The 13,505-nt window shown below is 67.8% G+C and carries 15 protein-coding genes and 1 pseudogene; 9 read left to right on the plus strand and 7 right to left on the minus strand.

The features are described 5' to 3' along the window. The 3 genes from D477_RS11270 to D477_RS11275 all read left to right on the plus strand — a co-directional run. Positions 1 to 776, plus strand: a 776-nt coding sequence (locus D477_RS11270) for an MFS transporter (RefSeq protein ID WP_150110090.1), incomplete at its 5' end; no start/stop codon positions are given. Further along, complete coding sequence (locus tag D477_RS21205; protein WP_150110091.1) at positions 740 to 1,114, plus strand: hypothetical protein; 375 nt, start codon at positions 740 to 742, stop codon at positions 1,112 to 1,114. The genes D477_RS11270 and D477_RS21205, both read left to right, overlap by 37 nt. A 169-nt stretch (positions 1,115 to 1,283) precedes the next feature. Continuing rightward, positions 1,284 to 1,748 carry a DoxX family protein gene (locus D477_RS11275; RefSeq protein WP_005269216.1) on the plus strand — a complete coding sequence of 155 codons (465 nt, stop codon included), beginning with the start codon at positions 1,284 to 1,286 and terminating at the stop codon, positions 1,746 to 1,748. 97 nt (positions 1,749 to 1,845) lie between these two features. On the opposite strand, the gene D477_RS11280 is transcribed toward D477_RS11275, so the two are convergent. The 3 genes from D477_RS11280 to D477_RS11285 form a co-directional block, all read right to left on the minus strand. After that, a complete protein-coding gene (locus D477_RS11280; protein ID WP_005269217.1) occupies positions 1,846 to 2,436 on the minus strand; it encodes a TMEM175 family protein in 591 nt (196 codons plus the stop codon). Positions 2,437 to 2,504: 68 nt separating this feature from the next. Then, entirely contained in the window at positions 2,505 to 2,840 is a 336-nt protein-coding gene (locus D477_RS21210; protein WP_005269219.1) for a helix-turn-helix domain-containing protein, read from the minus strand. Next, a complete protein-coding gene (locus D477_RS11285) occupies positions 2,837 to 3,463 on the minus strand; it encodes a cupin domain-containing protein (protein ID WP_005269220.1) in 627 nt (208 codons plus the stop codon). Before D477_RS11285 ends, D477_RS21210 begins: the two co-directional genes overlap by 4 nt. 258 nt (positions 3,464 to 3,721) lie before the next feature. Here D477_RS11285 and D477_RS11290 point away from each other — a divergent pair, with 258 nt between their 5' ends. From D477_RS11290 to D477_RS11305, 4 genes are all read left to right on the plus strand, one after another. Continuing rightward, positions 3,722 to 4,009, plus strand: coding sequence for a DUF1772 domain-containing protein (locus D477_RS11290; protein WP_005269222.1), 288 nt, complete (start codon positions 3,722 to 3,724; stop codon positions 4,007 to 4,009). Positions 4,010 to 4,336: 327 nt separating this feature from the next. Next, positions 4,337 to 5,722 carry an HNH endonuclease signature motif containing protein gene (locus D477_RS11295; RefSeq protein ID WP_005269224.1) on the plus strand — a complete coding sequence of 462 codons (1,386 nt, stop codon included), beginning with the start codon at positions 4,337 to 4,339 and terminating at the stop codon, positions 5,720 to 5,722. Positions 5,723 to 5,945: 223 nt separating this feature from the next. After that, positions 5,946 to 6,365 carry a hypothetical protein gene (locus D477_RS11300; RefSeq protein WP_005269227.1) on the plus strand — a complete coding sequence of 140 codons (420 nt, stop codon included), beginning with the start codon at positions 5,946 to 5,948 and terminating at the stop codon, positions 6,363 to 6,365. 76 nt (positions 6,366 to 6,441) lie between these two features. Further along, positions 6,442 to 7,092, plus strand: a complete 651-nt coding sequence (locus D477_RS11305; RefSeq protein WP_005269228.1) for an SDR family oxidoreductase — start codon at positions 6,442 to 6,444, stop codon at positions 7,090 to 7,092. Between the two features lie 32 nt (positions 7,093 to 7,124). Here D477_RS11305 and D477_RS21215 read toward each other — a convergent pair whose 3' ends face one another. Next, positions 7,125 to 7,505 (minus strand): hypothetical protein, encoded by a 381-nt coding sequence (locus tag D477_RS21215; RefSeq protein ID WP_005269229.1) that lies wholly within the window; start codon positions 7,503 to 7,505, stop codon positions 7,125 to 7,127. A gap of 495 nt (positions 7,506 to 8,000) precedes the next feature. Here D477_RS21215 and D477_RS11315 point away from each other — a divergent pair, with 495 nt between their 5' ends. Continuing rightward, positions 8,001 to 9,515 (plus strand): sensor histidine kinase, encoded by a 1,515-nt coding sequence (locus tag D477_RS11315; RefSeq protein ID WP_005269230.1) that lies wholly within the window; start codon positions 8,001 to 8,003, stop codon positions 9,513 to 9,515. A 110-nt stretch (positions 9,516 to 9,625) separates the two neighbouring features. Continuing rightward, positions 9,626 to 11,401 (plus strand): RecQ family ATP-dependent DNA helicase, encoded by a 1,776-nt coding sequence (locus tag D477_RS11320; protein ID WP_005269231.1) that lies wholly within the window; start codon positions 9,626 to 9,628, stop codon positions 11,399 to 11,401. A gap of 66 nt (positions 11,402 to 11,467) precedes the next feature. Here D477_RS11320 and D477_RS11325 read toward each other — a convergent pair whose 3' ends face one another. The 3 genes and pseudogenes from D477_RS11325 to D477_RS11330 all read right to left on the minus strand — a co-directional run. Beyond that, positions 11,468 to 12,304, minus strand: coding sequence for an alpha/beta fold hydrolase (locus tag D477_RS11325; protein WP_005269232.1), 837 nt, complete (start codon positions 12,302 to 12,304; stop codon positions 11,468 to 11,470). Positions 12,305 to 12,453: 149 nt separating this feature from the next. Next, positions 12,454 to 12,585, minus strand: coding sequence for a hypothetical protein (locus D477_RS23550; protein WP_272943821.1), 132 nt, complete (start codon positions 12,583 to 12,585; stop codon positions 12,454 to 12,456). Between the two features lie 661 nt (positions 12,586 to 13,246). Beyond that, positions 13,247 to 13,505: pseudogene (locus tag D477_RS11330) on the minus strand (alcohol dehydrogenase); the annotation flags it as partial.

Genomic DNA, 13,505 nt, shown 5'->3' on the forward strand with positions numbered 1-13,505 from the left:
CGCCGGCGCTGCGGATCGGCGTCGGGCTCTTCGTCGCCGGGCTGGCCGCCGCCGCATTGGCCCCCAACATGGCGGTGCTGCTGGTTGGCCGCGGCATCCAGGGCTTCGGGTCCGGGCTGACCGGGGTGGGGCTGTACGTGCTGATCGCCAAGGCCTACCCCGAGGGCATGCGCGCCCGCGTGTTCACCGTGCTGACCAGCGGGTGGGTGCTGCCGGCGCTGGTGGGTCCGGCAATCGCGGGCCTGATCAACGATCTGGCGGGCTGGCGGTGGGTTTTCGGCGGCGCGCCGCTGTTCGCCGTCGTCGCGTATTTTGCCCTGGCTCCGGCCCTGCGCGCCACGCGGCAGGGCGGTGTGTGGAAGAACGACGGCGGACGCACGGCTTGTGCAGCGGTGGTCGGCGCCGGGATCCTGGGCGTGGGACTCGCGGGACAACAGAGCTCCAGCTGGTGGATCGTGCTCGCGGCAGCATCCGTGGCCGCCGTGCTGCTGGCCCTGCCCGGCCTGCTGCCAAAGGGGACCTGGCTGTTCCGGCGCGGCCTGCCGGCAGTCATCGCGGTGCGCGGGCTGGTAGGTGCCGGCTTCTTCGGCGCCGAAGTCTACCTGCCGCTGGCGCTGGTGCAGCACCGCGGATACACCCCCACCGAAGCAGGCCTCCTGCTGACCACTTCCGCTGTGGCCTGGTTCGGCGGATCCTGCTGGCCGCCAATCTTCCGTTCCTCGCCGGCAAGGTCATGCGGGTGCGGCTGGGAGCCGGACTGCTCGCTGCCGGAGTAGGCCTCGCGGTCTTCAGCCTGGACGCACAGGTGCCGATCGCCGTCGTTATTGCCGGCTGGGCCATGGCCGGACTGGGCATCGGGATGGCGTTCTCTACTCTGTCCGTGCTCCTGTTGGACCGCTCCGCGGACGGGGAAGAAGGCGCCAACAGTTCGGCGCTGCAGATCAATGACGCGGTGGTGCAGTCGCTCTGGCTGGCGCTGGGCAGCATTGCTTTCGCTGCGCTGCTGCCGGTCGCGCCGCTCTGGGGCTTTGCCGCCGCGTTCGGCGGTTCCTTCGTGATTGCCCTGCTGGCGCTGCTCATGACCCGCCGGCTGGCTCCGCCTGCAGGCAGCTGACTTCGCCCGCAGCCGCCTGAAGTGGACCGGGATGCGCCGCCACATCCGTCAGTGCACCGATCCTGCTCTGCCCACCCGCCACGGCTCAAGCTTTCTCCAAGCGCGGCGTCGAAGCTGGACACGTCAACTATTGACGACGCTGGTCCGCTTTGTCCTGAAGGAGGGTCACATGACCATTCACACCAGCACCAGCACCACCAGTCCCACCCGCACGCTCGTACCGGCAGGCATCACCGTCCTGCGGGTCGTCGTTGGCCTGGTTTTCGTTGCCTACGGCTGGCAGAAAATCAGCACCAACACCGTCGCCGGGGTCACCGGCTACTTCACCTCGCTCGGCGTGCCCCTGCCCGAGTTGATGGCTCCCTTTATCGCCTACCTGGAGTTCCTCGGGGGCATCGCGCTGATCCTGGGCCTGCTGACTCGACCGCTGGCCCTGCTGTTCATCTGCGACATGATCGGCGCGGCCATCTTCGCCCACCTGCCCAACGGCTTCTATGTGGAGAACGGCGGCTTCTCCCAGGTGCTGCTCCTCGGATCCGCCGCCCTGGCCATCGCGCTGATCGGCCCTGGATCGTATTCAGTGGACCGGTACCTCTTCGGCCGGAAGGAGTCGAGGGTCTCGGTCTTGGCCTGATCGCCGCCAACCCGAGCAGGGGCAGAGGCGGGAGCTGCTCAGCTTGCACCTCCCGCCTCTGCGTGTCCGGCATCCCCAGAGCCGCCGGTTGCCTGGGTCAGTGCTGCTGGTCCGCCTCAGCGGCAAGGAACCGCTCCACCCGCCGGTCGGGAACCAGCCAGACCGCGGCCACGACGGCAAAGGCCCCCACGCCGAGCAGCGGATGGACGAAGGTCAGCGCAATGCCGGCAATGTAGATGACCGGCGAAGCTTTGCCCTTCCAGTCCCGTCCGGTGGCCCGCGCCAGGCGCCCGTCCCGTCCCTGCTGCCGGATGAGCGTGGATTCCAGCACGAAGTAGGCGATGGCGGCCAGGAGCAGGTTCGTTCCGTAAATGAGCACCGGAACCTGGCGGTAACCCGATTCGTCCATCCAGCGGGTGGTGAAAGGGAAGAGCGAGAGCCAGAACAGCAAGTGCAGGTTCGCCCAGAGCACCATGCCATTCACCTTGCTGACCAGATGGAGCATGTGGTGGTTGTTCCAATAAATCCCGACATACACAAAGCTGAGCAAGTAGCTGAAGAAGCCCGGCAGCACCCCGGCCAGCCCGGCCCACGTCGGCTCTTCCGGCACGTGCAATTCGAGCACCATGATGGTGATGATGATGGCCAGGACGCCGTCGCTGAAGGCCTCCAGCCGGCTCCTGTTCATGTACGCTCCTTCATGCAAGAATCATGGTCGCTGCCCGCCCCGTTGGAAAGCAATGCCCAGCCCGGTGGTCAGGGAGCTAACGACGACGCCGGATGCCGGTTCCGGCGGTACAGCCTCGGACTGACTCCGTGGTGGACCTTGAATGCATGGCTGAAACTGTAGGGCGTGGAGTAGCCAACACGCGCCGCGACCGCTGCTGTGGTGAGCCGGTGGTCTCCGAGCAGCAGGTCGGCGGCCAGATCCAGGCGGTGCTGGCTGAGGCAAGCCATCGGAGGCTGCCCTACACCCGCGCTGAACCTCCGGGCGAAGTTGGCTCGGGAGGTGCCGGCCGCTCGCGCCAGCTTCTCCACCGTCCAGGCATCGCCCGGACTGCGGTGGATGGCCTGCAGCGCGCGCCGGATCAAGGGATCCTGCTGCGCGCATAACCAGCCGGGCTCGGATGAGGACATTTCGTTCTGCGCCCGCCGCAGCATCCTGATGAGCAGCAGATCCAAGAGCCTGTCCAGCGCCGCTGCCGCGCGGGCAACGGCGCGCCAAGTTCATCCAGCAGCAGCCCGACGGCAGGCTCGAGCTGTTCGTTCTGCCGGAGCACGTAGTGTAGGGGCAGGCGGTCCAGCAGCGCTCGGCCGACCTCGCTGGCCGTCAAGTAGGTACCGATCAGCAACGCGTCCCCGCCGTTTGGATCGTTGCCCCACGTCCGTAATCCGCTGTCCAGGAGATCGCTGAAGTCTTCTCCGCCGGGGCCGGTGCAGTGCTGGCCGGGATGGATGATGGCAGTCGGTTCTGCCCCGGGAGCGTGAGCCACCAGGTAGGGCTCGGGGCCTCGGATCAGCATGGCGTCTCCGGCCCGCAGATCCAGCGGAACCCTTCCCTCCCGCAGGATCCAGGCGGAACCGTGCTGCACCACCACGACCGTCAGCGGCGCCTCATCCTCTACTCGGATGCACCACGGCGGGGTCATGAGCGACCGGAGCAGGAACGCATTGCGGGCGCGGGGGCCGGACAACAAGGATTCGAGCGGATCCACGAGCCGAGCCTAGACGATTTCGTATCCACCAGCGACGATAAGCCATTTCCCGCCGCACCTGGTCCGGATGTACTGGGTACGTGACTCTTACCGCAACTGACCTGCTGACCATCGCTGCCGGAACCGGTTCCGCCATTGCCGGAGGCTTCTACACTGCATTTTCCGCCGTCGCCATGCCTGCCTTGCGTTCCCTTTCGGCAGCCGAGGCTGCGCAGACCATGAACAGTATCAACCCGCCATGCGGTCCGTCCGCCCTTCATGACCGTCTTCTTCGGGACCGCCGTCGCCAGCACGGCGGTTGGGGTCGGCGGCCTCGCTGCCGCGGATGCACCGGGACTTGTCCGTGCCGGCGGCGCCGCGCTCTACCTCTCGGGCTTCCTGCTCACCATGGCGTACAACGTGCCACTCAACAACAAGCTCGCAGCCCTGCCTGCGGCCGAAGCGGCAGCGCGTTGGCCCCAGTGGGAGCGGCAGTGGACGCGGAGCAATACGACTCGGGCGCTCGCCTCCGTTGTCGGAGCCGCGCTGATGGTGACCGCCCGGTAAAGGTTTTCTGTCCCTGCCTCCACAGCTGACCGGCCCCTTGGGTTCTCCACAAACCGGCCAGGACAACCGTGTGTCCGCTTACACCCCTCCTAGGTTGGAACACATGTTCAATAGTTTGGTGCCGCCGCCGGAACCCCAACCCCACCCGGCCAGCCGGCACCTCCCGGCGGGCCGCCGCCCGAACCCGAAACCGGTTCCCCGCGCGAGCCTGCCGCGGCCCTGACGCCGGACGCGCAGCAGATCGAGGCCTGGCAGGCCCTCCTCCAAGCCGCGATCGGGAGTGGCGACGCCCTGGACGACGCGGCGCGGATCGACCGGATCCGCGCCTTGGAGAACCTCAAATCCTCCGCCTGCGCACTGCAGGCCGCGGACGCGGTGGCGCTGGACCGCTCCCGCCGCGAAGCCGACGCCGCCGCCGGCATCAAACCCGAGAAACAGGGCCAGGGCGTCGGCCGGCAGATCGCCCTGGCCCGGCGCGAATCCCCCCACCGTGCCGGCCGGCTGCTGGGCATGTCCCGGACCCTGGTCAACGAAATGCCCCACACCTTCGCCGCACTCCAAACCGGCGAACTCAACGAATGGCGCGCCACCATCCTGGTGAAGGAAACCGCCTGCCTCAGCCTCGAGGACCGCGCCGCCGTCGACGCAAGCGTCGCCGGCGACCCCGCAACCCTCGAAGGCGTCGGCAACAAGGAACTCACCGCCCGCGCCCAGCAGGCCGCCTACGCCCTGGACCCGCACGCCCAGGTCAAACGCGCCGCGAAAGCCGAAACCGAACGCTACGTCAGCTGCCGCCCCGCCCCGGACACCATGACCTGGGTCAGCGCCCTGCTGCCGGTCAAGGCCGGCGTCGCCGTCCACGCCGCCCTGACCCGCGAAGCCGACAGCCTCCGCGCCCGCGGCGACCAGCGCAGCCGCGGCCAAATCATGGCCGACACCCTCGTCGAACGCGTCACCGGCAAAACCGCCGCGCAACCGGCCAACTACGAAATCCAGCTCGTCATGACCGACCGCACCCTCCTCCAAGGCGCCACCGAACCGGCCCACCTCACCGGCTACGGCATCGTTCCCGCCCAATACGCCCGCAACCTCCTCCGCGGCACCAACACCACCACCAGCAGCCAGGACCCGCCACCGGCAGACGCCGGCGCCCCGGTGATTGGCGGCCCGGGAACCGGCAGCGCCGCCCCGCCCCTGGCCATGCAGGACACCGCCCCACCCCGGCCGCTCATCTCTCCGGCACCGGAGAACCCGCCGGCAGCACCACAGGAAGCCAACCGGCCGGACCTGCCTGATACGGACTTCAAGGTATGGGTCCGCCGGCTCTTCACCGCCCCGGGCACCGGACAGCTCGTCGGCATGGACTCCCGCGCCCGGCTCATGCCCGCCGGCCTGCGCCGCTTCATCCAGGCCCGCGACGCGATCTGCCGCACCCCCTGGTGCGACGCCCCCATCCGCCACTTCGACCACATCATCGCCTTCAACGACGGCGGAGAAACCAGCGCCGCCAACGGCGAAGGCTACTGCGAAAACTGCAACCTCACCAAAGAAGCCAACGGCTGGCAAGCCCGCGAAATACCCGCAGACCGCCACACCGTCGAAATCACCACCCCCACCGGACACACCTACACCTCCACCGCCCCCGCCCTCCCCGGAACCCCACCAGGTCAATCCGAAGCCGCCAGCAAAGCCGCCGGAATGCCCGCATGGTGACTGCGGCCGCAGGAAGCCTGATCGTCGATACCGAAGGGGCCGGACACCAAGCTTCCCGGGTAGGTTTTGGCACTTTCCCCCATGTTTGCCTAAGCCTCCGAGGTCTACGATGTGGCTGTCACTACCGCGACGAGCCCCGCGCGGCCGGCCATCTGCCCGACCGAACTGCGGCACGCCTTTCGAGGCACCGGGTTCAATCCACAGCTCTCCCTCGGGACCCATCATGAAAACCCTGTCACGTACCTGTACGGCGGCTGGCTTTGCCGCCCTGCTCACCTTCGCCGGAACCGCTGCGGCCCACGCCGCCAGCGCCACTGTTCCGGATGAAGGAACCCTCCTGGCCGATGGGGCCGGCTTCACCGTCTCCATCGAGATCCAATGCGATAGCGGCTGGACCGCCAACGTCATCGCAGACGCTGCCCAGACGGTCGACGGCAACCGCGTTGCCACCGGAGGCGGCGGCTCGAGCACCATCGAGTGCGACGGCGGTGCAGCAACCGTCGAAGTGGCCATACTGGCCGCTGGCGACTACCTCGCGTTCACTGAAGGCGACGCTGTACTGCGGATCTTCATGATCACCTGCGGTACGGCAACCTGCGAGCAGGTCATCGAAGCAGGCGAGATCGAACTCACAGAGGATTAACCCCAACTGGCCCTTCGGCTGCGGCTATGCCTAGGGTGGCGATGAACCCGTTTCCCCGCCACCCAGGAGTCGCCGCATGTCACGGATCGCCATTATTGGAGGACACGGCAAGGTCGCACTGCACCTGGCCCGGATCCTTTCCGGCCAGGGCCACCAGGTCAGCTCGCTCATCCGTAAGCCGGAACAGGTTCCGGACATCGAGGCAACGGGCGCGACGGCGGTGATTGCCGACGTCGAACACCTCACCACCGCCGAACTTGCCGATGTCCTCCGCGGACACGACGCTGTGGTCTGGTCGGCTGGCGCGGGCGGCGGCAATCCGGCACGCACCTATGCCGTGGACCAGGACGCCGCCATTCGTTCCATGGATGCGGCGCCGCAGGCCGGCATCCGCCGGTACATCATGGTCTCCTACTTCACCGCCGGGACCGACAGGGTGCCGGAGGACGATTCCTTCTACCCGTACGCGCAGGCCAAGGCGGCCGCGGACGAGTACCTTCGCGGCACGGACCTGGACTGGACCATCCTCGGCCCCGGGCGGCTCACCCTGGAGCCGGCCACCGGCCGGATCGAAACCGGGGCGGCTGCGGAGAAGGGCGACATCAGCCGGGAAGACGTGGCACAGGTGGCCGCTGCTGTTCTGGACCGCCCGGACACAACGGGCAAGTTCATCGCCTTCAACAACGGCCCCACGCCGATCGACGAGGCCTTGGCCAGCCTGCGCTGATTTCCGTCTGCGCCGCTTCCGGGCGGCTTAGGTTATGCCGCCGGCTCCAGGACACGGAGCCGGCACGCCAGATGCAGCGGGTCCGACTGCCGCGGCAGGTGCTCCTGCCGGGCCACGCTCTTCAGGTCCTCCAGGGCGGTTCCCTGTACGCGGGCGGCGGAGAGGTCGACCAGAATGTCCATGCCAGGCGACAACAAGTTGGTTCGCCGGGCAACAGCGTAGAGCGCCCGCAGGTTCTCCGGTGTCAGCGTTCCGCCCACCTGGATTCGGGCTGACTGCAATTCGGTATCGAGCCGCACAAGTACTTTGATTTTCCGCCCGGAGGCGGCCTCGAATTCCGCCCTGTCGGTAGCCAAACGGCGGTCTGCGCGCCCTGAGACTTGGTCCTTCGTCATGGTCCTGGTGGCCGTCATACCCGTCCTTTTCATCATGCGCCCCCTGCGCCTGGCGCTGTACGCCACCGTGGGCCGCCCCGAACGGACGACCCACGGTTTTCTCCGCAGCGGGGACCGGAAGGGCACCACTTCTTCCGCCCCATACGGAATTTCGGGTCTGTCTCAAGCGCAACCGGTTTCCCCCACCGGCCCCCGAAGCGCGCCACCTACAGCTTGGGTGCTTGCGGCAACGAGCGGCAGGGTCCAAAGTCCCGCATTTCATGGCCCACGTCACAGAGGCTGTATCCGCCCTCGTCAGCAGGGGTGCCCGCGGCCGGATGGCGTATTCGGTTGACACGGCACGAAAGCGTGGCCTTAGCTGTAGGCACAGAACGCAGGGAACCGCCCGCGCAGGAGCAGGAAGCAATACGGTACCGGCGCTCCGGGCCAGGGCCTTGGGAGGGTCGCCGCGCGGCGGCCGAATGGGTAGTTGGGGGAAGCAATGCCGTTGGTGGCGGGGACGACGGACCCTCTATGCTGACGCGCGACGTGCATGCAGCCGCCCTCGACATCGCTTCGGCTATCGACGTTGAAACCACGCTGGAACGCCTCGTTGACTCCACCCGGCGGCTGCTCGGCGCTGCCTCAGTCGATGTGCACCGTGCCCACACGGAGGATGGGCGCCCCCATATCGCTCCGCTGCCCGTTCCGGACCCACTCCATAACGACGGCGGTGTTCCCGCCTATGAGCCAGCGGCCGCCGAGTTGACGGGCGGCAAGTCCCTCCTGGCCGCGCCGCTCATCGTGCCGGCAGGCCAGTACGGCTGGCTGCATGTCGGCCGCAGGCTCGGCGGCGGCAGCTTCACCGAAGAGGACGAGGCCACGTTGCTCTGCCTGGCGTCCGCCGGTGGCGTGGCCCTGGCCAACGCATTGCATTTCGAGGCCATGCGCGGCTGGCTCCGCGCGTCGGCCGAGCTCGGCATGCACCTGCCCCTGAATTTCCAGGACGCCCGGAACGCCATCGTCAACCAGGCGTTGTCGCCGTCCACTGCGGCGCTGGCCGCCTATGTCTTGCCGACCTCGGACCGGAGCTTCGCCCGCTGCGAGGCCGCCGCCGGAGGGCGCGCTCCCCTGGTCCTCCGGAAGGTCCTGAACCTCTCGGATTCCATCGCCGCCGCGGTCCTCGAATCCGGCCTTCCCGCCGTCTGCCAAACGTCCGACCTGGTCGGCGAGCAGCAGGCCGACGGCCTCGGCGAAGCGCTGCTCGCGCCGCTGATGCCGCACGGCGGCGAACCGGGCCTGCTGATCCTCTGCCGCGAGTCCGGAGCCAGCCCCTTCCAGCCGCTGGAACTGGAGCTGGCCGGAGCCTTCTGCAACCATGCCGCGCTGAGCCTGGAGCTGGCCCAAAGCCAGCGGCTGCGTGAACAGTTGGTGCTCTTTGCGGACCGCGACCGAATCGCGCGGGACCTTCACGACGTCGTGATCCAGCGCCTGTTCGCAGCCGGACTCAGCATCCAAAGCCTGCGCCGCTACACCGGGGACGAAGCCGCGCACCAACGGATTGCCGAGGTCACCCAGGAGCTGGACGAGGCGATCCTCGAGCTGCGGGACACGATCTACTCCCTCCAGGCCGACAGCGACCAGGCCTTGAGCAGCCGCCTCTTCCGCACCTTGCAGGAGGGGACCAGCGGGCACGCCGCCAAGCCGCGGCTGGAAATCACCGGTCCGGTGGACTCCGTCATCCCGCACTACATCGCGGAGCATCTGCTTGCCGTGGCCACCGAAGGAGTCAGCAATGCCGTGCGGCACTCGGCAGCCGCCGCAATCGACGTCTCGATTGCAGTGGAAGACCACACCGTCCGGCTGCGCATCGAGGACGACGGCTGTGGCTTCGAAGCACCGGTCCGGCGCAGCGGTCTGGCCAATATGGAGCAGCGTGCCCTCGACCTGGACGGAAATTTCGAAGTTCGGACCCGGCCGGGCGAAGGCACCCGGCTGACGTGGACCGTCCCCCTGCCGCACCGGGAACCCGATCCGGACAAAGAATAGCCGCGCCGGCCACTCGGTCAACCATGGGTCCGTCGTGCGTTGGTCTTTACCGGGAACCGTGGCCCGGCGCTCAGTGCGCGTACGATGGCTCCAGACCGTAAGGAGCAAGCTTGGCCGAAGCACAGCAGGATTCTGAACGCCGCGGAGAACGCGGATCCGGGCCGACGGACGGGAAGCAGGCAGGAGACCGGCAGGCAGGCGATCTGGAGGCCGGCCGCCGGGAGGCCGGACCATCGGCGGACCGGCTGCGCGAGGTGGCCGAGCAGTCCTTCGGCTTGGAGGCGCTCCGGGAGGGGCAGCTCGAGGCGATGGAGGCCGTGGCGGCCGGTCGCGACGTGCTGGCGGTCATGCCGACCGGGCATGGGAAGTCCGCCATTTACCAAGTTCCCGGGATAGCGTTGCCGGGCACCGCCGTCGTTGTTTCCCCGCTGATTGCCCTGCAGTTCGACCAGCTGGACGCGATCAATGAGGACCTCGGCGCGGAGCGCGCCTTCGCCATCAATTCGCACGTTCGGGTGAAGGCTGAGCGCGCGGCGTGGGACGCGGTGGAGGACGGGGAAGCGAAGTTCGTGTTCCTGGCGCCGGAGCAGCTGGCTCGGGAAGAGACCATGGACCGGCTCGCGCGGCAGGATATTTCGCTGTTCGTGGTGGACGAGGCGCACTGCATTTCCTCGTGGGGCCACGATTTCCGGCCGGACTATCTGACCCTGACGTCGGTGGTGAAGCGGCTGGGGCACCCGCCGGTCGTCGCGCTGACGGCCACGGCCTCGCCGCACACCCGTGCCGAGATCGTTGACCGGCTGGGCATGCGCGAGCCCTTCACCATCGTGCACAGCTTCGACCGGCCCAACCTGAACCTGCAGGTGCAGCGGCACCACCGGGAGCAGGACAAGCGCCAGGCCGTGCTGGAGGAAGTGCTGGAGCTGCGCGGACCGGGGCTGCTCTATGCCGGCACGCGGAAGGACACCGAGTGGTACGCCGCCGAGCTGGCCGAACGCGGCCTGCGCGCGGATGCCTACCATGCCGGCCGCAAGGCCAAGGACCGCGAGGCGATCCATGAGCGCTTCCGCGACAACGAGGTGGACGTCGTCGTCGCCACGACCGCCTTCGGCATGGGCATCGACAAACCCGATGTGCGCTTCGTGATCCACGCGGACATCACGGATTCGCTGGACAGCTACTACCAGGAGATCGGCCGCGCCGGCCGGGACGGGGAGCCGGCCCGCGCCATCCTGCACTACCGCTCCGAGGATCTGGGCATGCAGCAGTTCTTCGTTGGCGGCGCGCCGGATCCGGAAGACCTGGAGGTTGTCTTCACCGCTCTGCGGGAGCATGGTCCGGCCCGGCCCGCCAAGCTGGCCGAGCATACCGGCCTCTCCACCCGGCGCCAGTCGCGCGTGCTCAACCTGCTTGAGCACAGCGGCAGCATCGCTGCCAACCGGAAGGGCTACCGCGCGGTCGGTGGCGCTTCTGTGCAGGACGCTGTGGCCAAAGCGCTGGAGGAGGCCGAGTCCCGCCGCAAGATCGACAAGTCCCGGATCGAGATGGCCCGAGGCTACGCGGAGACGGAGACCTGCCGCCGCGACTGGCTGCTGAACTACTTCGGCGAGGAGACGGACGGCTACTGCGGCAACTGCGACAACTGCGAGGAGGGCTCCAAGGCGGAGGCGATGGCTCACGAGGCTGCCATGCCGGAGGGCTACGAGATCCAGCAGCCGGTCAGGCACCGCGAATGGGGCCCGGGCATCATCATGGGCACGCAGCCGGACCGCATCACGATTTTGTTCGAGTCGGTCGGCTACAAGGACCTCGCGCTGAAGGCGATCGAGTCGGACGAGGGGCTGCTGACCCACGAAACGGTGCACGACGGCGGGGACGCAGCCTAACCGGACACCGGAACAGCGGACACGGAACCCGAAGTGGGCCCGAGCGGCCCGGAGGAACGCGCTGCGCTACTCCGTTTCAGGGGCGCCGGCCCCTTCGGCCGAAGCCGGCGACGCCGCCTTCGCCCGCAACTGCTCGTCCAGGAACGCCAGGACTTTCGGTCCCGCCGGATCGATCAAATGGCCGCCCTCGACGATCTCATGCACCGACCCGGGGATGAGGTCTGCCAGCACCTCGTCGACGGCTCGGAACGGGGCGGGAGACGTAGCGCCGGAGACCACCAGGACCGGCTTGCGCAGCTGCGTGATGATGCCTTCATCCGGCCGGCTGGATCCGCCCTTCAGCTCCGCCAGGATCGCGGGCGCATTGTCCAGCACCATGCTGCGAAGGTCGTCCGGCAGCCGGGACCAGTCTTTGTCGCCGAGCACCTCGCGGTAGAAGCAGTCGGCTCCTGCTTCCGGTCCCCCGGCCTTGGCCGCCAGGAAGACATTGTCCACCAACGCGGCCTCCCAGGCATGCGCCTCGGCCGTGAGTGTCAGGATCGCCGGTTCCAACAGGACCAGGGCCTTGACCAGCCCTGGGTAGCGTTCCACCAGGTTGACCGCGATCTCCCCGCCGTAGCTGCGGCCGATGACGATCGCTGGTGTGGCGTGGAGCTCCTGCAGCAACGCGGCGGCATCGTCGGCATGCTCCTCGACCGAGGTCAGCTCGTAGGGGTCCGGCCGCTCGCTGCGGGTGCAGCCCCGCCGGTCATAGACGATGGTCCGTCCGTGGGAAGCCAGCTCCTGGACGGCATCTCCCCAGACTTTGGCTGAACTGCCGGTGCCGTGGATGCACAGGATCGGCGTGCCCTCCCCATGCTCCTCGTAGTACAGGGACACACCTTTGACGCGCAGCTCACTCATAGTCCGACCCTACGCGGCATCGAATCCGCGGTCCATGGAGGACTGGGAACGGGGGGCGGCCGGCAGTGCGACGGCGGGGCCGCGGCTGGCAGTGCGACGGCGGACGTTTGGGCACCTTGCCCCAGGCGTCCGCCGTCGTACTGCGCTGGCTACATCGCGAAGGAGTAGGTCCCCGCGGCCAGCACCATAGCGCCGAGCACAACAACCACCGCGTTGGCGATATTGCGCTGCTTATCAGGATTCATCCGGCGCCACTTGCGGCGCAGGCGTCGATAATTCATTCAGTTCCCCAACTGTTCTGCACTGTCCCGTAGGAGACCCGGCCGGCCTGAGGGGCCGGGCACGTACTGACCCGATTTTTGGGGGATCTGGTACCACGTACGTGCCCGGCGTTTTCAGGACTGAGAGCCTCCCAGTACTAGAGCGCACTGAGGCACGAAAAATGGAAGAAACACAACGTTCCCCAACGTTCCCCAACTTGCCCGCAGCTCGTCCGGTATGAACGTACCGTCCGCGCTGTAAGTAAAACGATAACCCATCGGCTGCCCCCATGTGAACAGGAAGTGAATGTGTTTCCGGTCCGGCATCAGCCAAGGAAGCAGAAGACCCCCGCCAGTCTCGGAGCGGGGGTCTTCGCAGCGGCACCTCAGCGGATGCAATGGGGGAACGCATCCGCCGGGCCAGGCCAGCGTCTTTGGGGGTATTTCGCGGCCGCTTGTGCCGGAGCCATCTTGCCATCTCGCGGGAGGCACCGAAAGCAATTGTTACGACGGCGCGTAACCTTACTCGCCAGTCGCTCAATGTGCCGCTAGCCGTAGACAGCCGGATATCCCCTGCGCTCGCGCGTGAACGAGGGCTAAACGTATATCCAACGCGAGGTGGAATAACCGTCCGGATGGCCGGAAATGAGTGGCCGACATCACAGGCGGCGTTCCTGCGCGGTCAGGGAGTGAAGAGCCTGCGCACCACTTCCCCGCCGGCCAACGCATCGAGCCCTTCGTTGATTTCGGCCAGCGGCCGGGTGTCGGTGTGCAGCAGCTCCACCGGCAGCCGCCCCTCGCGCCAGTGCTCCAGGTACTGGGGGATGTCGCGGGCAGGAACGGCGTCGCCCATGTAGGAGCCGAGCAGGCGCTTGCCCGCCCCGGCGAACTGCAGCGCCGGCACGCTCAGCTCCTGGTCAGGGTGCGGCAGGCCGACGGCG

It is taken from the genome of Arthrobacter crystallopoietes BAB-32, assembly GCF_000328305.2.
Lineage (GTDB): Bacteria > Actinomycetota > Actinomycetes > Actinomycetales > Micrococcaceae > Crystallibacter > Crystallibacter crystallopoietes_A.

What these genes read in the sequence shown, in the direction of transcription:
- D477_RS11275 (WP_005269216.1), top strand. Translation starts at nt 1,284, where the DNA reads ATGACCATTCACACCAGCACCAGCACCACCAGTCCCACCCGCACGCTC.
- D477_RS11280 (WP_005269217.1), bottom strand. Translation starts at nt 2,436, where the DNA reads ATGAACAGGAGCCGGCTGGAGGCCTTCAGCGACGGCGTCCTGGCCATC.
- D477_RS11290 (WP_005269222.1), top strand. Translation starts at nt 3,722, where the DNA reads ATGACCGTCTTCTTCGGGACCGCCGTCGCCAGCACGGCGGTTGGGGTC.
- D477_RS11300 (WP_005269227.1), top strand. Translation starts at nt 5,946, where the DNA reads ATGAAAACCCTGTCACGTACCTGTACGGCGGCTGGCTTTGCCGCCCTG.
- D477_RS11305 (WP_005269228.1), top strand. Translation starts at nt 6,442, where the DNA reads ATGTCACGGATCGCCATTATTGGAGGACACGGCAAGGTCGCACTGCAC.
- D477_RS21215 (WP_005269229.1), bottom strand. Translation starts at nt 7,505, where the DNA reads ATGACGGCCACCAGGACCATGACGAAGGACCAAGTCTCAGGGCGCGCA.
- D477_RS11315 (WP_005269230.1), top strand. Translation starts at nt 8,001, where the DNA reads ATGCTGACGCGCGACGTGCATGCAGCCGCCCTCGACATCGCTTCGGCT.
- D477_RS11325 (WP_005269232.1), bottom strand. Translation starts at nt 12,304, where the DNA reads ATGAGTGAGCTGCGCGTCAAAGGTGTGTCCCTGTACTACGAGGAGCAT.
- D477_RS23550 (WP_272943821.1), bottom strand. Translation starts at nt 12,585, where the DNA reads ATGAATTATCGACGCCTGCGCCGCAAGTGGCGCCGGATGAATCCTGAT.